We start from the raw sequence: 20,926 nt of genomic DNA on the forward strand, positions 1-20,926 counted from the left end.
CCGCCGCGTACGCACCGGCGGCCAGGAGGGTCGAGGCGGCACCCGCCTGCTCGTCGCCGGCGGCCTGGCGCACCGGGATCCGCCACTACCGGAGTACGGGGTCATGAGCGACGACGTGATCGTGGCCGACGGGCTGCGCAAGGAGTTCACCGTCCGGGTGCGGGCCGGCCGGCTGCGGCGGGAGAAGCGGCGGGTCACCGCCGTCGACGGGATCGACCTGCGGGTGCCCCGCGGCGAGATGCTCGGCTACATCGGGCCCAACGGCGCCGGCAAGTCGACGACGCTCAAGATGTTCACCGGCGTGCTGACGCCCTCGGCCGGCGAGGTACGCGTGTGCGGGCTGCGCCCGGTGGCCCAGCGGACCCGACTCGCGCTGCGCGTCGGCGTGGTCTTCGGCCAGCGCTCGCAGCTCTGGTGGGACCTGCCACTGCGGGACTCGTTCGCGCTGCTGCGGCACGTCTACCGGGTGCCGGCCGACGCGCACGCCGCCCGGCTGCGCCGCTGCCGGAGCCTGCTCGACCTGGATCCCTTCCTGGACACCCCCGTCCGGCAGCTCTCCCTCGGGCAACGGATGCGCGGCGAGCTGACCGCCGCCCTGCTGCACGGCCCCGAGGTGCTCTTCCTCGACGAGCCCACCATCGGCCTCGACGTGGTCAGCAAGCAGGCGGTCCGCGGCTTCCTCGGCGAGCTGGGCCGGGCCGGGGACACGACGCTGGTGCTCACCACGCACGACCTGGCCGACATCGAGCGGCTCTGCCGGCGCCTGGTGGTGGTCGACCACGGGCGGGTGGTGCACGACGGGTCGATCGCCGCGCTGCACGAGCGGTACGGCTCGCGCCGCCTGCTCGTCGCCGACCTGGACGCCCCGCTGCCCGCGCCGCCGGTGCTGCCCGGCGCGCCGCTGCACCGGCAGGAGGCCGACGGGCACCGGCTGGTCTTCGCGCTGGAGTCGGCGGGGGTGGCGGACGTGGTGGCGGCCCTGGCCGGGCTGGGCGCGCTGCGGGATGTCTCGATCGTCGAGCCGGACATCGAGGACGTGGTGGCCCGGCTCTACCGCAGCCGCTGACCCCGGGACGGCGACGGCCCCTCACCGCCGGGCGGGGAGGGGCCGTCGGTGCGACGGGCTCAGACCGGGTCGCCGATGTTCACCTGGGGCTCGGGGGCGCGCATCCGGCGGAACGTGATCGACCGCATGATCGCGTAGAGGTAGAGCGAGCCCATCCGCTGCCCGGTGTTCGGGAAGCGCTCCCGCACCAGCTTGCGGATCTTGCGCGAGATCAGGACCGAGTCGACCACCACGCCCAAGGCGAGCGCGCCCCAGAGGATGTTGGAGACCAGGCGGACGACCGGGGGCATCGCGGCGTTCGAGCCGATCAGCACGATCAGGGCCCCACCGAAGAACCAGGTGCCGACCGTACGCCGGGAGTCGACCACGTTGCGGGCCAGGAGCCGCTCCGGGCCGCGGTCGCGGGGGCCGCCCTCGCGGCGGAACTCCGCCGCCGCCTCGGCGCGCAGTTGGCGCTTGCGCTCCCGCTGCTCCTCCTTGGTCAACGGCTTGCTGGCCGCGGCCGGCCGGCGGCCGGCGGTCGGCCGCTTCGGGGTGGCCTTGCCCAGCTCCTTCTTGCTCGGGGTGTAGCCCCGGGGCTGGGCGGGCGTGGACTCCTCGTCGGGGGTCACCGGAGTGACGGCCTCGTCGACGAGGTCGGAGGACTTGCGGCGAAACAGCGACGGCACGCGGAAAGGGTAGCCAAACGACGGCGCCCGGTGCACATCGCGGTGCACCGGGCGCGGACGGGAGTGGTCGACGTTACGGACGCTCGACGTGCGCGCCCAGGTCGGCCAGCTTCGCCTCGAAGTCCTCGTAGCCCCGGTTGATCAGGTCCACGCCGTAGACCCGGGAGGTGCCCTCCGCGGCCAGCGCGGCGATCAGGTGGCTGAAACCGGCCCGCAGGTCGGGGATGACCAGGTCCGCGGCGTGCAGCTTGCTCGGCCCCGCAATCACCGCGGAGTGCTTGAAGTTGCGCCGGCCGAAGCGGCACGGGGTGCCGCCCAGGCAGTCCCGGTAGACCTGGATGTTGGCGCCCATCGAGTTGAGCGCCTCGGTGTAGCCCAGCCGCTGCTCGTAGACCGTCTCGTGGACGATCGACAGGCCCCGGGCCTGGGTCAGCGCCACCACCAGGGGCTGCTGCCAGTCGGTCATGAAGCCCGGGTGCACGTCGGTCTCCAGCGCCACGGCGTTCAGCTCGCCGCCCGGGTGCCAGAACCGGATCCCGCCCTCCTGGCCCGGGTCGCCCAGTTTCGGCGGCCGGGCGTCGGTGACCTCGTACTCGCCGCCGACGGAGCGGAAGATGTTCAGGAAGGTCATCATGTCGGCCTGCTGCGCGCCGAGCACCTCGACGTGGCCACGGGTGGCCAGCGCCGCCGCCGCCCAGCTCGCCGCCTCGATCCGGTCCGGGATCGGCCGGTGCGTGTAGCCGTGCAGCCTCGGCACACCCTGGATCTCGATGACCCGGTCGGTGTGCACCTTGATGATCGCGCCCATCTTCTGCAGGATGCAGATCAGGTCGATGATCTCCGGCTCCACCGCCGCGTTGCGCAGCTCGGTGACGCCCTCGGCCATGACGGCCGTCAGCAGCACCTGCTCGGTCGCGCCGACGCTCGGGTACGGCAGGGCGAACTTGGTGCCGTGCAGTCCGTTCGGCGCCGACAGGTGCAGCCCCTCCGGGGTCTTCTCGACCGTCGCACCGAACTCCCGCAGCGCCTGGAGGTGGAAGTCGATCGGGCGCGGCCCGATGTGGCAGCCGCCGAGGTCGGGGATGAACGCGTGGCCGAGGCGGTGCAGCAGCGGCCCGCAGAACAGGATCGGGATCCGGCTGGAGCCCGCGTGCACGTTGATCTGGTCCGTGCTGGCGCTCTCCACGTTCGCCGGGTCGAAGACGAGCTCGCCGTCCTCCCCGCCGTCGGTGACCTTGACCCCGTGCAGGCCGAGCAGGCCACGGACCACCTCGACGTCGCGGATCTTCGGCACGTCGAACAGTCGGCTCGGGCTGTCGCCCAGCAGCGCGGCGACCATCGCCTTCGAAACCAGGTTCTTCGCGCCGCGCACGCGGATCCGCCCTTCGAGCGGAGTACCTCCGTGTACGACCAGGACGTCGTCGGTCAACGCAACCTCCAGCGCGTCAGGTGCTGCCGTGTTGATGGTCGGGCTCACGATTGTCATCGCTACCCGGGATGCGGCCATGTCGAAACGGCCCGCGTGAGTTGTCGCACCGGCAGCATAGCCCTCGGTGACGATCATGGACCCGGGCACATCGCCCCTGAGGGTACTAATCGGTGATCCGACCCTTTTCTGTGCCAGAGTCACTACGGAGCGTGATCAGCTCGCTGCCGGCGGCGGGGTGTCGGCCCCGGGCAGCGCGAGCATCTGGTCCAGCGCCACCCGGGCGTGGTGTGCGGTGTCCGGGTCGACGGTGATCTGGTTGACCAGGCGACCGGCCACCAACTCCTCCAACGCCCAGACGAGGTGGGGCAGGTCGATTCGGTTCATGGTCGAGCAGTAGCAGACGGCCTTGTCCAGGAACATGATCTGCTTGTCCGGGTGGGCCAGCGCGAGCCGGCGGACCAGGTTCAGTTCGGTGCCGACCGCCCAGGCCGAGCCGGCCGGGGCCGCCTCGATGGCCTTGATGATGTATTCCGTCGAACCGACGAAGTCGGCGGCGGTGACCACCTCGTGCCGGCACTCGGGGTGGACCAGCACGTTCACCCCCGGCACCCGCTCCCGCACGTCGTTGACGCTGTCGAGGGTGAAGCGGCCGTGCACCGAGCAGTGCCCGCGCCACAGGATCATCCGCGCGTCGCGCAGCTGCTGCGGGGTGAGCCCGCCGTTCGGCTTGTGCGGGTCGTAGAGCACGCAGTCGTCGAGCGAGAAGCCCATCTCCAGCACCGCCGTGTTGCGGCCCAGGTGCTGGTCGGGGAAGAAGAAGACCTTCGACCCCTGCTGGTACGCCCACTCCAGCGCCCGCTTCGCGTTCGACGAGGTGCAGACCACGCCGCCGTTGCGGCCGACGAAGCCCTTGATGTCCGCCGAGGAGTTCATGTACGTCACCGGGACGGTCTCCGCCGCGATGCCCAGCTCGGTGAGCACGTCCCAGGCGGTCTCGACCTGCGACAGCACCGCCATGTCCGCCATCGAGCAGCCGGCGGCCAGGTCGGGCAGGATGACCTTCTGCGCGTCCGAGGTGAGGATGTCGGCGCTCTCGGCCATGAAGTGCACGCCGCAGAAGACGATGTACTCCGCGTCGGGCCGGGCCGCCGCCTCGCGGGCCAGCTTGAACGAGTCGCCGGTCACGTCGGCGAACTGGATCACCTCGTCGCGCTGGTAGTGGTGCCCCAGCACGAAGACCTTGCTGCCCAGTTCCGCCTTCGCCGCCGTCGCCCGGGCCACCAGGTCCGGGTCGCTGGGCGCCGGCAGGTCGCCAGGACACTCGACGCCGCGCTCCGTGGCGGGGTCGCTGCCCCGGCCGAGCAGCAGCAGTGCCGTCGCGGTGTTGGAGGGTTCCACCCAGGTCGAAGTCACGTGCCCCATGGTCCCACAGTGCGGCCGCACCGCAGCCCGCACCGGTGTGTGCTGCCACACTGCTCGGCATGCGCGTGCTGCTCTGTCCGGACAAGTTCGCCGGCACCCTGCCGGCCCCACAGGTCGCCGATGCCGTGGCCACCGGCTGGCGGGAGGTCGCGCCCGCCGACGACCTGCTCGTCCGGCCCCTGTCAGACGGTGGGCCGGGCTTCCTCGACGTCCTCGCCGACGCCCTCGGCGGGCGCCGGGTCCCGGTGCCGACCGTCGACCCGCTCGGCCGCCCGGCGGTCGGTGAGATCCTGCTCACCGACGGTGGGGCGACCGCCTGGCTGGAGAGCGCCCAGGCGTGCGGGCTGCACCTGCTCGACCGCGCCGAGCGGGACCCGAAGGTCACCTCCTCGTACGGGCTGGGAGTGCTGGTCGCCGCCGCCGTGGAGGCCGGCGCCCGGACGGTCGTGATCGGGCTGGGCGGCTCCGGCACCAACGACGGCGGCGCGGGCATGTTCACCGCGCTCGGCGTGACCCCGCTGGACGCCACCGGCCAGGCGCTGCCGTACGGCGGGGCCGCGCTCGGCGCGGTGGACGCCCTCGACGGCGCGCCCCGGCTGCGCGACGCCCGCCTGGTGGCCGCCACCGACGTGGACAACCCGCTGCTCGGCCTGCACGGCGCCAGCAACGTGTTCGGCCCGCAGAAGGGCGCCGACCGGGCCGACGTGCTGCTGCTCGACACCGCGCTGGAGCGCTTCGCCGCCGTGCTGGAGCGGGACCTGCCCGGCTGCCCCGAACGGCTGGGCGCGCTGCCCGGCGGCGGCGCGGCCGGCGGGCTGGGCGCGGCCGTCCTGGCGCTGGGCGGGCACTGCGAGTCGGGCATCGGCCTGGTGACCCGGGCGATCGGGCTGGACGCCACGCTCGACGAGGTCGACCTGGTGATCACCGGGGAGGGCTCGTTCGACCACCAGTCGCTGCGCGGCAAGGTGGTGGCCGGGGTGGCCGGCGCCGCCCGGGACCGGGGCGTGCCCTGTGTGGTGCTCGCCGGCCAGGTGAGCACCGGCCGGCGGGAGGCCGGGGCGGCCGGGGTGACCGACGCCTACAGCCTCGTGGAGCACTTCGGGGGCGAGGAACACGGCGGGCTGGCCGCCGCGATGGAGCGCCCGGCCGAGGGGCTGCGGGCGCTCGGCACCCGGCTGGCCCGGCAGTGGAGCCGCTGACCCGACCCCCCGCGCACCCCGCACCGGGCGGCGGCCCAGGTCACGCCGGACGGGTGGGACCGGCCGCGGCGGCGTACCATCGGATCTGGACCACACCGGGAATGGCTGGGCGACACGAGATGTTGGCCAGTGCGTCCGGACCCAACCGCGCAGGGAGATTTCACGTGACCACGCCAGCGCAGACCGAGTCGACCGAGGCCAAGGCCCCCACGTCCGTCGTCCTCACCGACGTCGCGGCGCAGAAGGTCAAGGCCCTGATCGAGCAGGAGGGCCGCGACGACCTGCGGCTCCGGGTCGCCGTGCAGCCGGGTGGCTGCTCCGGCCTGCGGTACCAGCTCTTCTTCGACGAGCGGTCGCTCGACGGTGACGTCGTCACCGACTACGACGGTGTCGGGGTCGTCGTCGACCGGATGAGCGCCCCCTACCTGGCCGGCGCCACCATCGACTTCGCCGACCGGATCGACGCCCAGGGCTTCACCATCGACAACCCCAACGCGGGCAACTCCTGCGCCTGCGGTGACTCGTTCAGCTGAGCCAGACCTCCGCTGACCACGGCGGGGCCGTCCTCCGGGGCGGCCCCGTCGTCGTTTTGCGCTCGGGGATGCGCTGTCGGGAAGATGATTTGGGGCCGACCGACAGGTCATCCTGAGAGGGCCGGGCCGGTAGGCTGACCGGCGCCCTGCTCCCGACCCCGAGGTTGACATGAAGATCGCCGTGACCGGCTCGATCGCCACCGACCATCTGATGAGCTTCCCCGGCCGCTTCGCCGACCAGCTCCTCGCCGACCAGCTGCACAAGGTCTCGCTCTCCTTCCTGGTGGACGACCTGGTGCTGCGCCGCGGCGGGGTGGCGGCGAACATCGCCTTCGGCATGGGGCAGCTCGGCATGCGCCCGGTCCTGGTCGGCGCGGTCGGCGCGGACTTCGCCGACTACCGCTCCTGGCTGGAGCGCCACGGCGTCGACTGCGACTCGGTGCACGTCAGCGAGGTGGCACACACCGCCCGTTTCGTCTGCACCACGGACACCGACATGTGCCAGATCGCCTCCTTCTACGCCGGGGCGATGAGCGAGGCCCGCAACATCGAGCTGGCGCCGGTGGCCCGCCGCCTCGACGGGCTGGACCTGGTCCTGGTGGGCGCGAACGACCCGGAGGCGATGCTGCGGCACTCCGCCGAGTGCCGGGACCGGGGCTACCCGTTCGCCGCCGACCCGTCCCAGCAGCTCGCCCGGATGGAGGGCGAGGACGTCGTCGCGCTGATCGAGGGCGCCGAGTACCTGATGACCAACGACTACGAGAAGTCGCTGCTGCAGAGCAAGGCCGGGCTGACCGACGCGCAGCTGCTCGACCGGGTCAAGGTCCGGGTCACGACGCTGGGCAAGCACGGGGTGGAGATCGCCGGGCGCGACTTCGACCCCATCCACGTGCCGATCGCGCGGGAGACCCGGGCGGTCGACCCGACGGGCGTCGGCGACGGGTTCCGGGCCGGCTTCTTCACCGCGCTCTCCTGGGGGCTCGGGCTGGAGCGGGCCGCCCAGGTCGGCTCCCTGCTCGCCACGCTGGTGCTGGAGACCGTCGGCACGCAGGAGTACGAGGTCCGTCGCGACCTGTTCGTCAAGCGCCTGGCCGAGTCGTACGGCGACGTGGCCGCCGAGGACGTCCGCCCGTACCTCGTGCCGTAACACCGCCGCCGGCCGCGTTCGCCGGGCTGCCGGGGGAGTGGGCGGGACCACCCCCGGCGGCCCGGGTCAGTGGCGGCGGCGGACGTCGAAGGCGGGGCCGTCGGGGCCCGGGACCGTGCCGAGGAACTCCTGGCCGCGCATCCGGCACCAGGCCGGGATGTCGACCGCCGCAGCCGGGTCGTCGGCGAGCACCCGCACCACCGCGCCGACGGGCAGCTCGGGCAGCCGCCGGGCCACCGCGATCACCGGCAGCGGGCAGCGCTGCCCCCGGCAGTCGAGGACCTCCGCCGGCACCGTCACAGCCCCACCACCCCGGCCTCGGCGCGCAGCTCCGCCACGATGCCGGGCAACTCGGTGAGGAACCTCTCGACGTCGGCCTCCGTCGTCCCCCGGTGCAGCGAGACCCGTACGTTGCCGTGCGAGAGCACCCCCATCGCCTCCAGCACGTGCGACGGCCGCAGCGTCGACGCCGTGCACGAGGAGCCCGAGGAGACGGCGAACCCGCGCCGGTCGAGCGCGTGCAGCAGGGCCTCGCCGTCGACGTAGAGGCAGGAGAAGGTCACCAGGTGCGGCAGGCGGTGGTCGGGATCACCCACCACCTCCACGTCGGGCACCTCCGCCGCCACCCGGGCCCGGATCCGGGCCACCAGCGGCGTCAGCCGGGCCGCCTCGGCCGTGGCGTCGGCCGCCGCCGCGCGCAGGCTCGCCGCCGCCGCCACCACCGCCGGCAGGTTGAGCGTTCCCGGCGTACGCCCCGCCTCCCGCTCGTCGGCCGGCCAGGGCGACTCCCAGCGGGTGCCCTTGCGCACGACCAGCAGCCCCACCCCGGGCGGCCCGCCCCACTTGTGCGCGCTGGCGGTCAGCACCGACCAGCCCGTCGGCACCGGGGCCCGGCCCACCACCTGGGCGGCGTCCACGTACAGCGGCACCCCGGCCTCGGCGCACTCCCGCGCCGCCCCGGTCACCGGCTGTAGCGTGCCGACCTCGTGGCTGGCGGCGATCAGCGCGGCCAGCGCCACCCCCGGCGCCCGGACCGCCGCCGCCCAGCCGTCCAGGTCGAGCCGGCCCAGCCGGTCCACCGGTACGGACGTGGCCGTGCCGCCCGCGGCGACGTGCTGCTCGGCGGCGTGCAGCACCGCCGAGTGCTCGATCGCGGAGTGCACCAGGGCGGGACCGACCCGCCGCCGGCCGGCCAGGCCGCCCAGCACGGCGGAGTGCGCGGCCGTCGTACCGCTGGGGGTGAAGGAGAGCTCGTCGGCGCGGACGCCGAGCGTCTGCGCGCAGGCCTCGCGGGCGGCGTCGAGGAGTTGGCGGGCGCGGCGGGCCTGCGTGTAGAGCCGGCCGGGGTCGGCCCAGCCGTCGTCGAGGGCGGCCAGCAGCGCCTGCCGGGCGACCGGGTGCAGCGGCGCGGCGGTCGCCGCGTCCAGGTAGACCGGGGATGCGCTCACGCACGCCAACGTATCGCGCCGGTATGCCCAAGATCCCCCCGATGGGGGCCGACAGCGACCCCAACACGGTCCAGCCCGTCATGGTCGAGTAATCTGCGACCGTCGGTGACGCCTTTGCCGCTGGTGCTGTCGCTCCGTAGGCGGAGGGCAGGGACAAGACACCGCGGCGCGCTAGGGAGGCAGGACCAGGTGGTCGCAAGGAGTTCGGAGGTACGGCCGTCGGCCGTACGGCACAGCGCTTCCCCAGGAGCCGGTGGGCGCCGGGGACGTGGTGCCGGTCGGATCGCCGGGCTCGGTCTCGGCGGAGCGGCGCTGCTGGTCCTGCTCACGGGCTGCGACGTCGGCGCGGCGTTCGGCGGCTTCGGCTGGCCGCAGGGTGGCATCTCCCCCGAGTCGCACCGGATGTACGACCTGTGGATCGCCTCGTGCATCGCGGCGCTCGCGGTCGGCGTCTTCGTGTGGGGCCTGATCTTCTGGTGCGTCGTGCGCTACCGCAAGCGGGGCAACGAGCTGCCGGTGCAGACCCGTTACAACATGCCGATGGAGTTCCTCTACACCATCGCGCCGATCCTGATCGTCTCCGTGCTCTTCTACTACACGGCGATCGTGCAGACCGACGTGGTGCGGACGACCAAGAACCCCGACGTCACGGTCGAGGTGGTCGCGTTCAAGTGGAACTGGCAGTTCAACTACCGCGACGGCCAGGGCCAGGACGCCAACACCGTCGCCTCCGTGCTCGGCACCAGCGAGGTCATCCCGATCCTGGTGCTGCCGACCGACCGGTCCATCCGGTTCGAGGAGACCAGCCGCGACGTCATCCACTCGTTCTGGGTGCCGGAGCTGCTCTTCAAGCGCGACGTCATGCCGGGCAAGATCCGCAACGTCTTCGAGGTCTCGAAGCTGGAGGCCGAGGGCGCCTACGTCGGCCGCTGCGCCGAGCTCTGCGGCAGCTACCACGCCTTCATGAACTTCGAGCTGCGGGTCGTCTCCCCGGAGAAGTACGAGCAGTTCCTGGCGGCCAAGCGGGACGGCAAGTCCACGCAGGAGGCGCTGACGGCCATCGGCGAGGACCCGTACGCGAAGACCACGAAGCCGTTCGAGACCCGCCGCACCGAGGCCAACTTCAACCCCGACGACGCGCCGGCCGGCGCGGGAAGCTGAGGGATCGGGCATGAAGACCGAGTGGCGCATCTTCCTGGTCATCGCCGGGTTCCTGCTCTTCGCCACCGCCCTCTACGGCGGGTGGACCGCCGCCGACGCCGGCGGTCAGGTCGAGTGGGTGGGCACGGTCGCCCTGCTGCTGAGCTTCCTGCTCTGCTCGATGTGCGGCGGCTTCTTCTGGTTCGTCTCCCGCCGGATCGACCTGCGGCCGGAGGACCGGCCGGACGGTGAGATCGCCGACGGCGCGGGCGAGATCGGCTTCTTCAGCCCGGGCAGCTACTGGCCGTTCGGCCTGGCGCTGGCCGTCGGGCTCGCCGGCTTCGGCCTCGCGTTCTGGCAGTTCTGGCTGCTCGGCCTCGGCATGGTGGCGGTCACGTTCTCCGTCTGCGGCCTGCTGTTCGAGTACTACAGCGGCACCCGGCGCACCGCCGAGCACTGATCCGCTGGTCGCGCCGACGGCGACCCACGAACGTCACGAAGGCCCGCCTCCCTCGGGAGGCGGGCCTTCGGTCGTCACGGGCTGATGTACGGGTCGGACGCCCCCGCATCGGACGGTGCGGCGTCGCGAGCACGCCGCCGCTGGGGAGCGCCACGGTCGCCACGGCTCAGGGCGCCGCGACGGCGGTGGGTTCAGGCGGCGCGGCGGTGGGTTCAGGCGGCGCGGCCGTGGGCTCAGGCGGCGCGGCGGTGGGCCGGCGGGCGCCGCCGGTCGGCCGGGCGTGCCGGGTGGAACGTGACGGTGGCGACGAGCAGGGCCGCGCCGCAGCCCGTGCAGACCAGTTCGGGGCAGTCGGCGCCGTGGCCGTCGGTGCACGGTGGCGCCTCGAACGGCTCGACGCCCTCACAGGTGTCGCAGTAGAGCTCGCGCTCCGACACGGGCGTCTCCTCTCGCTCCGGTCCCGCGGGGGTGTGGCACACGCCCGACGGGACTGCCGCGCTCGACGGCGCAGGACGGTGGTGGGAACTACTCAGCTGTAGTTTCCCACGGGGGTCCGACAACCTCCGGCGGCACCCGGGGCGGCGCCCGGCGCTCAGAGGGCGCGCGCGACCTCGATCCAGCGGTCGAGGACGCGGGCGGCGGCCCCGGAGTCGACGGACTCGGCCGCCCGCGCCATCCCGGCCCGCAGCGCCTCGGTGAGGTCGCCGTCGAGCGGGCCCTGCGTGGCCAGCGCCGCTGCCGCGTTGACCAGGACGGCGTCGCGCACCGGGCCGGTCTCGCCGGCCAGCAGCCGGCGGACCACGTCGGCGTTGAAGGCGGCGTCACCACCCCGCAGGTCGGCCAGGGTGGCCCGGGGTACGCCGAGGTCGACCGCGTCCAGCAGCGACTCCCTGACGACGCCGCCCTGGGCCGCCCAGACGCGCGTCGGCGCGGCGGTCGTGAACTCGTCCAGCCCGTCCTCGCCGCGCATCACCAGCACCGAGTCGCCGCGGGCGGCGAAGACGTCGGCCACCACCGAGGCCATCCGGCGGTCGAAGCAGCCGACTGCGGCGGCGCGGGGCCGCGCCGGGTTGGTCAGCGGGCCGAGGAAGTTGAACACGGTGGGCACGCCCAGCTCCCGGCGCACCGGGCCGGTGTGCCGCATCCCGGGGTGGAACCGGGCCGCGAAGCAGAAGCCGATGCCGACCTCGGCGACGCACCGGGCCACCCCCTCCGGGCCCAGGTCGAGCGGCACGCCGAGGAACTCCAGCACGTCGGCGGTGCCGCACGAGGAGGAGGCCGCGCGGTTGCCGTGCTTGACCACGCGGACGCCGGCGCCGGCCACCACCAGCGAGGCCATGGTCGAGATGTTGACCGTGTGCGCGAGGTCACCGCCGGTGCCGACCACGTCGAGGGCGGTGGCGCGCAGCTCGTCGGGCAGCTCGACCGCGACGGCCCGGCCCAGCATCGCCTCCACGAGGCCGGCCAGCTCGGCCGGGGTCTCGCCCTTGGCCCGCAGCGCGACGACGAAGCCCGCCATCTGCGCCGGGGCGGCCGAGCCGGCCATGATCTCGCCCATCGCCCAGGCGGTGTCGGCGGTGGCGAGTTCCTCGCCGCGCAGCAGCGCGTTGAGCAGGTGCGGCCAGGTCCGATCGCCCATGGCGGGCCTCCCGAGCGTGCGAGATGCGGGGTGGGATGGAACCGGCACCGGTCGGCCCGGCGCCGTGGCGGCCGGAGCGGGGGACGTCAGGCGGGTGCGTGCGTCCGCAGCAGCTCGGCCACCGTGGTGCCGGTGGTCACCGGGTCGAGCGGGTGCACCAGGGTGGCGTCGACCTCGGCGTAGGCCGCCAGCCACCGGTCGGCGGCGCGGGCGATCACCACGCAGGTCGGGGGGGCGTCGTCCCGGTCGTCCTTGATCTGCCGGGCGATGCCGATGCCGCCGCCCGGGCTCGCCTCGCCGTCGAGCACCAGCAGGTCGATCTCGTAGTCGTCGACGAGCCGGACGCACTCGGCGTAGGTGGACGCCTCGACGAACTCGATCCGCAGACCGGGCGCGGGGCGCGGTCCGACGGCGAGCCGCATCCGGTCGCGGACCTCCGGGTCGTCGCTGTAGAGCAGGACGGTGCAAAGACGATCGCTCATGCCGGCACTCCGCTTCGCTCCGTGCCGTCGTGCGGCACCATCACACTGAGCTCGATGATTCGTTCGCTGCGCGCTCCTCGGCGGGACTGGCTCCCACCTCGTGGCCGCCCGCTGATGGTACCGGGCGGTGTGAGGTGTGCGACGTCCGGCCGGGGCGGGGTCGGGGCCTGCCGCCGGCACGGCTTCAGGCGGTGGCCTCCGTGGCGCGCTGCCGGGCCTCCTGGCGGTCCAGGTCGCGGTCGACGCGGCGGGCCTCCCGCTCGGCGTGCCGCATCCACTGCACGACCAGCACGGCCAGCATGGTCACGCTGACGAACTCGCCGCCGGCCCAGAGGATGCCCCCGGCGACCACCTGGTCCTGCCACGGGTCCGACCAGGTCAGCCCCAGCGACGGGTACCAGTCGCCGCCGAACAGCGTGCTGCTCTGCATGATGGTGAGCCCGAGCACGGTGTGGAACGGCACGGAGAGCAGCATCAGCAGCGCCCGGGCCGGGTACGGCCAGCGGCCCGGCAGCGGGTCGAGGCCGAGCAGCGGCCAGAAGAACACGCAGCCGGTCATGATGAAGTGCGCGTGCACGACCTCGTGCGCCCACACGTGCTCCAGCGTGTAGCGGTACAGGTCGGTGAAGTAGAGCGCGAACGGGTTCACCACGAAGATGGTGAACGCCACCAGGGGGAAGCTGTAGATCCGCGCGATCCGGCTGTGCACGACCGCCAGCAGCCGCTTGCGCGGTCGCGGCGGCAGGGTGCGCAGGGCCAGCGTCACCGGCGCGCCCAGCGCGAGGAAGATCGGCGAGATCATGGAGAGCACCATGTGCTGGACCATGTGCACCGACAGCAGCGCCGTGTCGTACGCGTGCAGGCCGCTGACGGTGACCGCCGCGATGCCGCCGAGGCCGGGGCCGAGGAAGAAGACGGTCCTGGCGACCGGCCACCGGTCGCCCCGGACCCGCAGCCGGTGCACCCCGTAGAGGTAGACGCCGGCGGCCAGCACCAGGCCGACGGCGAGCCAGCTGTCCAGCTTCGTCTCGGTGAACACCGAGGTGACGGTGAACGGCGGCGGGGTGGCCGCGGTCGCCGCCGGCGCGGCGACGGCGGCTGCGGCGGAGATCGGATCGGCGTGCAGCACGCTTTTCAGCCTAGGTCAGGCGAACCGGACTGCCCCGATCGGGCTGTGGATGCCACGGGTTTGGCCCCCCGCTGATCGCCGGCCCCGGTCAAGGGCAATAATGACCGCGTGACTGCGGCCCCAGCCATTGACAAGAGCCGGATCCACTCCCTGACCCGACCCAACATGGTCAGCGTCGGGACGATCGTGTGGCTCTCCAGCGAACTCATGTTCTTCGCGGCGCTGTTCGCGATGTACTTCTCCATCCGCGCGGCGGCGCCGGAGCAGTGGGCGAAGCACACCGAGCACCTCAACATCCCCTACGCGACCACCTTCACGGTGATCCTGGTGTTGTCCTCGGTGACCTGCCAGCTCGGTGTGTTCGCCGCCGAGAAGGGTGACGTCCACGCGCTGCGGCGCTGGTTCACGATCACCTTCGTGATGGGCCTGATCTTCGTCCTCGGCCAGCTCAACGAGTACCGCGAGCTGGTGCACGAGGGCATCAAGATCAACGAAGACGGTTACGGGTCGATGTTCTACCTGACCACCGGCTTCCACGGCCTGCACGTGGCCGGCGGTCTGGTCGCCTTCGTCATCTTCATGATCCGCACCACCATGGGCCGGTTCACGCCGGCGCAGGCCACGTCGGCGATCGTCGTGTCCTACTACTGGCACTTCGTCGACGTCGTGTGGATCGGGCTCTACGCCATGATCTACTGGCTTCAGTGATCTTGGCGCGTCACGAACCGCGCCGCTGCTCCGTCCCCTGAGACAAGGTCCAACCGGTTAAGGACACAGGTCATGACTTCTGACAACGACCGCCGACGCGGTCTGCTCGCGCGGCTGCGCGAGCGGCCCGCGGCGCGCAGCAGGGGCCGCCGCCGGCTGGGTGCCGCGGTCCGGCTGTTCGCCGCGCTGATGCTGGCCGGCGGCGCCTACACCGTCTTCGCCCCCGGCGTGCAGGCGCAGGACACCCCGCTCACCGGTGCCGCCGCGGAGGGCAAGGCGCTGTTCGACGTGAGCTGTGTGACCTGTCACGGTCGCAACGCCCAGGGCGTCGAGGGACGCGGGCCGAGCCTGATCGGCGTCGGCGCGGCCTCGGTCGAGTTCCAGGTCGGCTCCGGCCGCATGCCGATGGCCCGGCAGGAGGCCCAGGCCCAGCGCAAGCCGGAGCTCTTCACCGACGAGGAGGTCCGCCAGCTCGCGCAGTACGTCCAGGAGCTCGGCGGCGGGCCGGTGGTGCCCAACGGTGACGACCTGCACTCCGACGGCAACATCGCCGCCGGTGGCGAGCTGTTCCGGATCAACTGCGCGCAGTGCCACGCCTTCGGCGGTGGCGGCGGCGCCCTCTCCTCCGGCAAGTACGCGCCGAGCCTGCGCCCGGCCACCGACCGGCAGATCTACGCCGCGATGCTGAGCGGCCCGCAGAACATGCCGGTCTTCGGCGACAACCAGATCTCCCCGGACCAGAAGGCGGACCTCATCGCCTACATCCAGGAGACCCTGAAGCACGACCAGGACCCGGGCGGCTTCAACCTCGGTCGGTACGGGCCGTCCACCGAGGGCCTGGCGATCTTCCTGGTGGGCATCGTCGCGCTCGTCTTCGCGAGCCTGTGGATTGCGGGCAAGTCGTGACCGGGCGGCTCATCCGATTCAGTGCCGTGGTGCCGCAGCGCGGCACCGCCCGTAGCGAGGTGACGGCATGACCACGCACACCGAGCACCAGGCCCAGCAGGGCCGGGAGCCGCTCGACGTGAACACCCCCGGGCTCAGCCAGTTCGACATCGTCCGCGAGGGCGCGCGCCGGGACGACATCGAGATCGTCCACTACGAGCCGCAGGTGGCGCCGGGCAGCAAGGCCGAGCGCCGGCTGACCCGTACCGTCGCGTCGTTCTTCCTGCTGACCGGCCTGGCGGCGACCGCCTTCCTGGTCGTCTACATCTGGTGGCCGTGGAAGTACGCCCCCGGCAGCGGCGGCGACAAGTGGTACACCCCGCTGCTCGGCGTCACCCTCGGCGTGGCCCTGCTCGGCATCGGCTTCGGCATCCTGACCTGGGGCAAGAAGCTGCTGCCGAAGGAGGTCTCGATCCAGGACCGGCACGAGGGCGCCGTCGCCTCCGACGACCGGATCATCACCGGCCAGACGATGCTCTACATGGCCGACGAGCTGGGCGTGAAGCGCCGGCCGCTGCTCGGCATCTCGCTGCTGGCCGGTCTCGCGCCGGTCGGCGCGGTCGCCGCGGCGCCCCTGGTCGGCGGCCTGATCTCCCAGCCGCACAAGAACAACCAGATGTTCACGACCGGGTTCGCCCCGGCCGAGGGCGGCGAGAAGGTCCGGCTGGTCCGCGAGGACGGCCGGCCGGTGCGCCCGGCGGACGTCAGCGCGGGCGGCCAGATCACCGTCTTCCCCGGCATCGACCACGGCGTGAGCAACCTGCACGCGGACTCGCCGACCCTGCTGATCCACCTGCGGGACTCCGACGCGCAGGAGTCGCGCCGGGCCAACGAGCGGGTCGGGCACGGCGACTACATGTGGGGCAACTACGCCGCCTACTCGAAGATCTGCACGCACGCCGGCTGCCCGGCGAGCCTGTACGAGCAGCAGACCAACCGCCTGCTCTGCCCGTGCCACCAGTCGCAGTTCCTGATCACCGACAACGCCCGGCCCATCTTCGGCCCGGCCAGCCGACGGCTGCCGCAGCTGCCGATCGAGGTGGACTCCGAGGGCTACTTCGTGGCCAAGTCCGACTACACCGAGACCGTCGGGCCCGACTTCTGGGAGCGGCCGTGAAGCGGCGCAAGTTTGACAAGGCAGCTGTGCCGGGCAACGTCGCCCGGGGAGTGGACGACCGCTTCCAGGTGGCCACCCCGCTGCGCCGGCTGCTGAACAAGGTCTTCCCGGACCACTGGTCCTTCCTGCTGGGCGAGATCGCGCTGTTCTCGTTCGTCGTCCTGCTGCTGACCGGCGTCTTCCTGACGTTCTTCTACGAGCCGGCGATGACCGAGGTGGTCTACAACGGCAGCTACGCCCCGCTGCGGGGCACGCCGATGTCGGCCGCGTACGCCTCCAGCCTGGACATCTCGTTCGACGTCCGCGGTGGCCTGATCATGCGGCAGATGCACCACTGGTCGGCGCTGCTGTTCATGGCCGCGATCGTGGTGCACATGCTCCGGGTCTTCTTCACCGGCGCCTTCCGCAAGCCGCGTGAGACCAACTGGATCATCGGTTCGCTGCTGTTCTGGGTCGGCTTCCTCGCCGGCTTCACCGGCTACTCGCTGCCGGACGACGGCCTCTCCGGCACCGGCCTGCGGATCGCCTCGGCGATCATGCTCTCCATCCCGGTGATCGGCTCCTGGGTCACCTCGTCGATCTTCGGCGGGGAGTTCCCGGGCACGATCATCATCAGCCGGTTCTACATCGCCCACGTGCTGCTCGTCCCGGGCCTGCTGCTCGCGCTGATCGGCGCCCACCTGGGCCTGGTCTTCAAGCAGAAGCACACCCAGTGGCCCGGCCCCGGCCGGACCAACGGCAACGTGGTCGGCGAGCGGATGTTTCCCCGCTACGCGATCAAGCAGGGCGGCTTCTTCATGGTCGTCTTCGGCGTGATCGCGCTGATGGGCGGCCTGTTCCAGATCAACCCGATCTGGCTGTTCGGCCCGTACGAGGCGTGGGTGGTCTCGGCCGCCAGCCAGCCCGACTGGTACGTCATGTTCCTCGACGGCTCGACCCGCCTGATGCCCGCCTGGGAGATCAACATCCCGATCGGCGACGGGTACGTGATCCCGCCGCTGTTCTGGCCGACGGTCGTGCTGCCGGGCATCCTGGTCGGCCTGTCGACGCTCTACCCGTTCCTGGAGGCCCGGCGCCTCAAGGACACCAGGAGCCACAACCTGCTCCAGCGGCCCCGGGATGTGCCGGCCCGGACCGCCCTGGGCGCCATGGCGGTCGCGTTCTTCATCGTGCTGACCCTCTCCGGCGCCAACGACGTCATCGCCGACAAGTTCCAGATCAGCCTGAACGCGATGACCTGGGCCGGCCGGATCGGTCTGCTCGTCGTGCCGCCGCTGGCGTACTACGTCACCTACCGGATCTGCCTGGGTCTCCAGCAGCACGACCGGGAGGTGCTCGCGCACGGCGTCGAGACCGGCATCATCCGGCGCCTGCCGGACGGCCGGTTCGAAGAGGTCCACCAGCCGCTCGCGGCGGCGGACGGGCACGGCGACGGCCACGGCGCGCTGCCGTACGCCGGCTGGGTCGTGCCGAAGAAGATGAACCGCCTCGGCGCCCTCGGCCCGGCCATCCGGGGCTTCTTCTACCCGATCGAGAAGCCGGCCGAGGCGCCGGTCTCGCCGGGGCACCCGCCGGTCGAGGCCCGACCGGAGCGGGAGGAGATCGGCAGCGGCGAGAGCCGCCGCTGACCCCGCGACACCTCGACGTGGCGCCCGCCGGAGTCCTCCGGCGGGCGCCACGTCCGTTTCCGCCCTCCGACGGGTCGACACGGGCGTGTCGGTCGGTCGCCTCCCCGACGGGGGATCGCAGGAATAACCCCGGTCAGCCGGGTATCCGTGCGATCCAACGTCTCAAGGGGGGGAAGCATGTTGGGTATCAAACGCCTCGGCCTGCTGGCCGCGCTGGTGCTGGTGGGGGTCGCGCCTGCCGCGGCGGCCCAGGCCGCGGTGCAGCCGTCGGCGCAGGACACGCAGTACCTGCAGGCCGTGCACCAGGTCAACCTGTTCGAGATCACCGCGGGTGACCTGGCCCAGCAGAAGGGCCAGAACCAGGGGGTCAAGGACCTGGGTGCCCGGTTCAAGACGGACCACACCCAGCTCGACCAGACGGTGCAGCAGACCGCGTCGCAGCTCGGTGTGGAGCTGCCGAGCGAGCCCACCGCGGATCAGCAGTCCGTCATCGACCAGCTCAACAACGCCAGCGGCGAGGAGTTCGACCGGCTCTGGGTGACCAGCGAGCTGGCCGGCCACGTCCAGGCCATCCAGGCCACCCAGACGGAGATCTCGCAGGGCTCCGAACAGTCGGTGGTCCAGCTGGCCCAGACCGCCCTGCCGACCCTGCAGGCGCACTACGACGCGCTGGTGCAGTTGGCGGAGCAGCTGGGCATCCCGGTGCCGCAGACCAGCGCCAGCGGCACCCCGAGCCCGGGCGGCACGACGCCGGCCCCGGGTGGCACCACGGGGACCCCGGCTCCGGGCGGCACGACCGAGTCGCCGGCTCCGGGCGGCACCTTCGAGACGCCGGCTCCCACGCAGAGCTGACGTCCGCGCACCACGACGGCCGGTCCATCCCCAGGGGTGGGCCGGCCGCTCGCGTGCGTGCCGGGCCGTGACCCGCGGCCCGGCGTCCGGGTCAGTCGGCGTTGGCGAGGCCGATCGCGAACGCCTCCTCCAGATCGTGCTGGGAGTACGCCCGGAAGGCGATGTGCGACTCGGTGTTGAGCACCCCGGGCACCTTGGAGATGCTGCCGGCGATCACCTGGGCGATCTGCTCGAACTCTCGGACCCGGACCATCGCGATCAGGTCGACGTGGCCGGCCACCGAGTAGACCTCGCTGACGCCGGGCAGGTTGGCCAGGTTCTCGGCCACCTCGGGGATCGAGTCGGTGGCACAGTCGATCAGCACGATCGCGGTGATCACGGGACATTTCTCCGTTCGTCGGCGTCGTCGCCCATGCTAGAGGTTTCCCCGGCCCGGGGCCGGTGGTGTGCCGGGGACGGTGAGGGCGGTGCCGGCGCGCACCGCGTCGCGCAGGCGCTCGCCGGGGCCGACGGTGGCGCCGGGCCAGACGACCGCCCGCTCCACGTCGCCGTGGACGACCGCGCCCGCGCCGATCACCGCCGCCCGGCAGCGGCCGGTCACCGTGGCCGTCGGGTCCACCAGGTTGCCGCCGCTGGCGGCGTGCAGGTTGGCCGCCAGGTAGTCGGCCGGCGTGCCGGTGTCGTAGAACGTGCCGGCGTACGGCACGACGGTCAGCACGCCGGCCGCCTCCGCCGGGCGCCAGAGCGCCCGGACGAGGTCGCCGAACCCGACCGGCAGCCCCCGCACCAGCCGCCACGGCAGCAGCGAGAAGCCGGTGAACACGTGGCCGTCGAAGGTGCCCGGTGCGGCCGGGTCGGCGGCGGGCTGGCCGAGCAGGCGTACGGAGTCGCCGTCCCAGTCGCGCAGCAGCGCGGCGATGTCGGGGCCCGGGGGCCGCGCCGGGTCGGCGAGGTAGGCGTCGGCGTTGCCGACCAGGACCCCGCGCCCGGCGATCCACTCCCGCAGGTTCGCCACCCCGCCGGCGGTGCCGAGCGGGTCGCCCGGCTCCACCGAGAGGTGGGCGCGGTCCCCGACGTGCGCGACGACCTGGTCGCCGAGGTAGCAGGCGTTGACGGCGACCCGGTCGGGCCCGACCAGGCCGAGCCCGGCCAGCCGGTGCAGCGCCCGGTCGAGCAGCGGCACGTTGCCCACCGGGCAGAGCGCCTTGGGCAGCCGCTCGGTCAGCGGCCGCAGCCGGGTGCCCTCCCCGGCGGCGAGCACCACCGCGCAGACCCCGGCCCCGCCGGCGTCCCCGGTCGCGCCGTGGCCGGCACGGGCGGCGTCGTCGGCGGCGCGACCGGCGCTCACGGCGTCGTGTCGGGCACCGGTGGCGGGAACTGCCCGGCCAGCGGCCCGATGTCGTAGTACGCGAGCAGCCGGGCCGTCGGCCAGGTCAGCTTGGGCAGGTCGTCCAGCGGGTGCCAGGCGGCCTCGAAGACCTCGGCCCCGTCGACCTTCAGCTCGGTGGTCGACGCAGGCACCTCGGCGGTGAACACGACGTCCACCCAGCCCTTGGCGTGCACCACCGCGTTCGGGACCGCGGGGCTCAGCTGCCGGGGCGAGAGCCGGATGCCGGACTCCTCGTGCAGCTCCCGGGCGGCGCCCACCACCGGTGCCTCGCCCTTCTGCAACAGGCCGGCGGGCAGTCCCCAGCCCCTGCCGGGCGGCTGGCGCAGCAGCAGCAACCGGCCCGCCCCCTCGGCCTCGCTGTCCCGGACCAGGGTGACCGCGCCGACGATGTACTTGGGCACGGCCAGCCGGACCAGGCGACGACGTACCGGCAACGGCAGCCGGTAGAAGACCTGGTAGGCGACGGCCCGGCCGGTGGCGCGCGAGCGGGGGATCATGCGTCCAGGCTAGTGGCCGCGAGGAAC

The 20,926-nt window shown here is 72.8% G+C and carries 23 protein-coding genes; 11 read left to right on the plus strand and 12 right to left on the minus strand.

Annotated features, from left to right (window positions below):
* The first annotated feature begins 103 nt into the window (after positions 1-103).
* Positions 104-1,066, plus strand: coding sequence for an ATP-binding cassette domain-containing protein (locus AB0G08_RS14820; RefSeq protein WP_358087549.1), 963 nt, complete (start codon positions 104-106; stop codon positions 1,064-1,066).
* A gap of 59 nt (positions 1,067-1,125) precedes the next feature.
* On the opposite strand, the gene AB0G08_RS14825 is transcribed toward AB0G08_RS14820, so the two are convergent.
* From AB0G08_RS14825 to nadA, 3 genes are all read right to left on the minus strand, one after another.
* Complete coding sequence (locus AB0G08_RS14825) at positions 1,126-1,734, minus strand: DUF3043 domain-containing protein (RefSeq protein WP_358087406.1); 609 nt, start codon at positions 1,732-1,734, stop codon at positions 1,126-1,128.
* 73 nt (positions 1,735-1,807) lie between these two features.
* Positions 1,808-3,241 (minus strand): UDP-N-acetylglucosamine 1-carboxyvinyltransferase, encoded by a 1,434-nt coding sequence (murA, locus tag AB0G08_RS14830; RefSeq protein WP_358087408.1) that lies wholly within the window; start codon positions 3,239-3,241, stop codon positions 1,808-1,810.
* Between the two features lie 135 nt (positions 3,242-3,376).
* Positions 3,377-4,576, minus strand: coding sequence for a quinolinate synthase NadA (gene nadA / locus AB0G08_RS14835; protein ID WP_358087410.1), 1,200 nt, complete (start codon positions 4,574-4,576; stop codon positions 3,377-3,379).
* 68 nt (positions 4,577-4,644) lie between these two features.
* Between nadA and AB0G08_RS14840 the strand changes: the two genes are divergently transcribed.
* The 3 genes from AB0G08_RS14840 (at position 4,645) to AB0G08_RS14850 (ending at position 7,464) form a co-directional block, all read left to right on the plus strand.
* Complete coding sequence (locus AB0G08_RS14840; RefSeq protein WP_358087411.1) at positions 4,645-5,784, plus strand: glycerate kinase; 1,140 nt, start codon at positions 4,645-4,647, stop codon at positions 5,782-5,784.
* Positions 5,785-5,948: 164 nt separating this feature from the next.
* Positions 5,949-6,317, plus strand: coding sequence for an iron-sulfur cluster insertion protein ErpA (gene erpA, locus AB0G08_RS14845; protein WP_088999157.1), 369 nt, complete (start codon positions 5,949-5,951; stop codon positions 6,315-6,317).
* A 169-nt stretch (positions 6,318-6,486) separates the two neighbouring features.
* Positions 6,487-7,464 carry a carbohydrate kinase family protein gene (locus tag AB0G08_RS14850; protein WP_358087412.1) on the plus strand — a complete coding sequence of 326 codons (978 nt, stop codon included), beginning with the start codon at positions 6,487-6,489 and terminating at the stop codon, positions 7,462-7,464.
* A gap of 66 nt (positions 7,465-7,530) precedes the next feature.
* Here the strand turns inward: AB0G08_RS14850 and AB0G08_RS14855 are convergent, their stop codons facing one another.
* Together AB0G08_RS14855 and AB0G08_RS14860 are read right to left on the minus strand one after the other, a co-directional pair.
* Entirely contained in the window at positions 7,531-7,764 is a 234-nt protein-coding gene (locus AB0G08_RS14855; RefSeq protein ID WP_358087413.1) for a sulfurtransferase TusA family protein, read from the minus strand.
* Positions 7,761-8,912 carry an aminotransferase class V-fold PLP-dependent enzyme gene (locus AB0G08_RS14860; protein WP_358087414.1) on the minus strand — a complete coding sequence of 384 codons (1,152 nt, stop codon included), beginning with the start codon at positions 8,910-8,912 and terminating at the stop codon, positions 7,761-7,763. Before AB0G08_RS14860 ends, AB0G08_RS14855 begins: the two co-directional genes overlap by 4 nt.
* A 189-nt stretch (positions 8,913-9,101) precedes the next feature.
* On the opposite strand from AB0G08_RS14860, the gene coxB reads away from it, so the two are divergent.
* Complete coding sequence (coxB, locus tag AB0G08_RS14865; RefSeq protein WP_358087415.1) at positions 9,102-10,073, plus strand: cytochrome c oxidase subunit II; 972 nt, start codon at positions 9,102-9,104, stop codon at positions 10,071-10,073.
* Positions 10,074-10,083: 10 nt separating this feature from the next.
* On the plus strand, positions 10,084-10,512 hold the full coding sequence (locus tag AB0G08_RS14870; RefSeq protein ID WP_357873095.1) for a cytochrome c oxidase subunit 4: 429 nt from the start codon (positions 10,084-10,086) through the stop codon (positions 10,510-10,512).
* A gap of 233 nt (positions 10,513-10,745) precedes the next feature.
* Here AB0G08_RS14870 and AB0G08_RS14875 read toward each other — a convergent pair whose 3' ends face one another.
* The 4 genes from AB0G08_RS14875 to AB0G08_RS14890 all read right to left on the minus strand — a co-directional run bounded on the left by AB0G08_RS14875 (position 10,746) and on the right by AB0G08_RS14890 (position 13,762).
* A complete protein-coding gene (locus AB0G08_RS14875) occupies positions 10,746-10,949 on the minus strand; it encodes a hypothetical protein (protein WP_358087417.1) in 204 nt (67 codons plus the stop codon).
* A gap of 155 nt (positions 10,950-11,104) precedes the next feature.
* Positions 11,105-12,151 carry an anthranilate phosphoribosyltransferase gene (trpD, locus tag AB0G08_RS14880; protein WP_358087419.1) on the minus strand — a complete coding sequence of 349 codons (1,047 nt, stop codon included), beginning with the start codon at positions 12,149-12,151 and terminating at the stop codon, positions 11,105-11,107.
* An 86-nt stretch (positions 12,152-12,237) separates the two neighbouring features.
* Positions 12,238-12,633: a hypothetical protein gene (locus tag AB0G08_RS14885; protein WP_357873104.1), complete on the minus strand. Its 396-nt coding sequence runs from the start codon at positions 12,631-12,633 to the stop codon at positions 12,238-12,240.
* A 184-nt stretch (positions 12,634-12,817) separates the two neighbouring features.
* Positions 12,818-13,762: a cytochrome c oxidase assembly protein gene (locus AB0G08_RS14890; RefSeq protein WP_358087421.1), complete on the minus strand. Its 945-nt coding sequence runs from the start codon at positions 13,760-13,762 to the stop codon at positions 12,818-12,820.
* Between the two features lie 108 nt (positions 13,763-13,870).
* On the opposite strand from AB0G08_RS14890, the gene AB0G08_RS14895 reads away from it, so the two are divergent.
* The 5 genes from AB0G08_RS14895 to AB0G08_RS14915 all read left to right on the plus strand — a co-directional run bounded on the left by AB0G08_RS14895 (position 13,871) and on the right by AB0G08_RS14915 (position 19,012).
* Positions 13,871-14,470, plus strand: coding sequence for a heme-copper oxidase subunit III (locus AB0G08_RS14895; RefSeq protein WP_357873110.1), 600 nt, complete (start codon positions 13,871-13,873; stop codon positions 14,468-14,470).
* 72 nt (positions 14,471-14,542) lie between these two features.
* Complete coding sequence (locus AB0G08_RS14900; protein ID WP_357873113.1) at positions 14,543-15,376, plus strand: cytochrome c; 834 nt, start codon at positions 14,543-14,545, stop codon at positions 15,374-15,376.
* A 67-nt stretch (positions 15,377-15,443) separates the two neighbouring features.
* A complete protein-coding gene (locus AB0G08_RS14905) occupies positions 15,444-16,532 on the plus strand; it encodes a Rieske 2Fe-2S domain-containing protein (protein WP_358087423.1) in 1,089 nt (362 codons plus the stop codon).
* Positions 16,529-18,160, plus strand: a complete 1,632-nt coding sequence (locus tag AB0G08_RS14910) for a cytochrome bc complex cytochrome b subunit (protein WP_358087425.1) — start codon at positions 16,529-16,531, stop codon at positions 18,158-18,160. Before AB0G08_RS14905 ends, AB0G08_RS14910 begins: the two co-directional genes overlap by 4 nt.
* A 177-nt stretch (positions 18,161-18,337) precedes the next feature.
* Positions 18,338-19,012, plus strand: coding sequence for a DUF4142 domain-containing protein (locus AB0G08_RS14915; protein ID WP_357873122.1), 675 nt, complete (start codon positions 18,338-18,340; stop codon positions 19,010-19,012).
* Between the two features lie 91 nt (positions 19,013-19,103).
* On the opposite strand, the gene AB0G08_RS14920 is transcribed toward AB0G08_RS14915, so the two are convergent.
* The 3 genes from AB0G08_RS14920 to AB0G08_RS14930 all read right to left on the minus strand — a co-directional run bounded on the left by AB0G08_RS14920 (position 19,104) and on the right by AB0G08_RS14930 (position 20,899).
* Positions 19,104-19,391 (minus strand): Lrp/AsnC ligand binding domain-containing protein, encoded by a 288-nt coding sequence (locus tag AB0G08_RS14920; protein WP_088999172.1) that lies wholly within the window; start codon positions 19,389-19,391, stop codon positions 19,104-19,106.
* A gap of 36 nt (positions 19,392-19,427) precedes the next feature.
* Complete coding sequence (locus AB0G08_RS14925; RefSeq protein ID WP_358087551.1) at positions 19,428-20,276, minus strand: sugar phosphate nucleotidyltransferase; 849 nt, start codon at positions 20,274-20,276, stop codon at positions 19,428-19,430.
* 80 nt (positions 20,277-20,356) lie between these two features.
* A complete protein-coding gene (locus tag AB0G08_RS14930) occupies positions 20,357-20,899 on the minus strand; it encodes an NUDIX domain-containing protein (RefSeq protein ID WP_358087427.1) in 543 nt (180 codons plus the stop codon).
* Positions 20,900-20,926 lie beyond the last annotated feature (27 nt).

Source organism: Micromonospora sp. NPDC023644 (genome assembly GCF_040640115.1).
In the GTDB taxonomy this organism is placed as follows: Bacteria; Actinomycetota; Actinomycetes; order Mycobacteriales; family Micromonosporaceae; genus Micromonospora.

Excerpts from the sequence above, each read along its gene's own strand:
- AB0G08_RS14820 (WP_358087549.1), top strand. The coding sequence starts at position 104 with ATGAGCGACGACGTGATCGTGGCCGACGGGCTGCGCAAGGAGTTCACC.
- murA (WP_358087408.1), bottom strand. The coding sequence starts at position 3,241 with ATGGCCGCATCCCGGGTAGCGATGACAATCGTGAGCCCGACCATCAAC.
- AB0G08_RS14840 (WP_358087411.1), top strand. The coding sequence starts at position 4,645 with ATGCGCGTGCTGCTCTGTCCGGACAAGTTCGCCGGCACCCTGCCGGCC.
- AB0G08_RS14850 (WP_358087412.1), top strand. The coding sequence starts at position 6,487 with ATGAAGATCGCCGTGACCGGCTCGATCGCCACCGACCATCTGATGAGC.
- AB0G08_RS14870 (WP_357873095.1), top strand. The coding sequence starts at position 10,084 with ATGAAGACCGAGTGGCGCATCTTCCTGGTCATCGCCGGGTTCCTGCTC.
- trpD (WP_358087419.1), bottom strand. The coding sequence starts at position 12,151 with ATGGGCGATCGGACCTGGCCGCACCTGCTCAACGCGCTGCTGCGCGGC.
- AB0G08_RS14885 (WP_357873104.1), bottom strand. The coding sequence starts at position 12,633 with ATGAGCGATCGTCTTTGCACCGTCCTGCTCTACAGCGACGACCCGGAG.
- AB0G08_RS14900 (WP_357873113.1), top strand. The coding sequence starts at position 14,543 with ATGACTTCTGACAACGACCGCCGACGCGGTCTGCTCGCGCGGCTGCGC.
- AB0G08_RS14905 (WP_358087423.1), top strand. The coding sequence starts at position 15,444 with ATGACCACGCACACCGAGCACCAGGCCCAGCAGGGCCGGGAGCCGCTC.
- AB0G08_RS14915 (WP_357873122.1), top strand. The coding sequence starts at position 18,338 with ATGTTGGGTATCAAACGCCTCGGCCTGCTGGCCGCGCTGGTGCTGGTG.
- AB0G08_RS14930 (WP_358087427.1), bottom strand. The coding sequence starts at position 20,899 with ATGATCCCCCGCTCGCGCGCCACCGGCCGGGCCGTCGCCTACCAGGTC.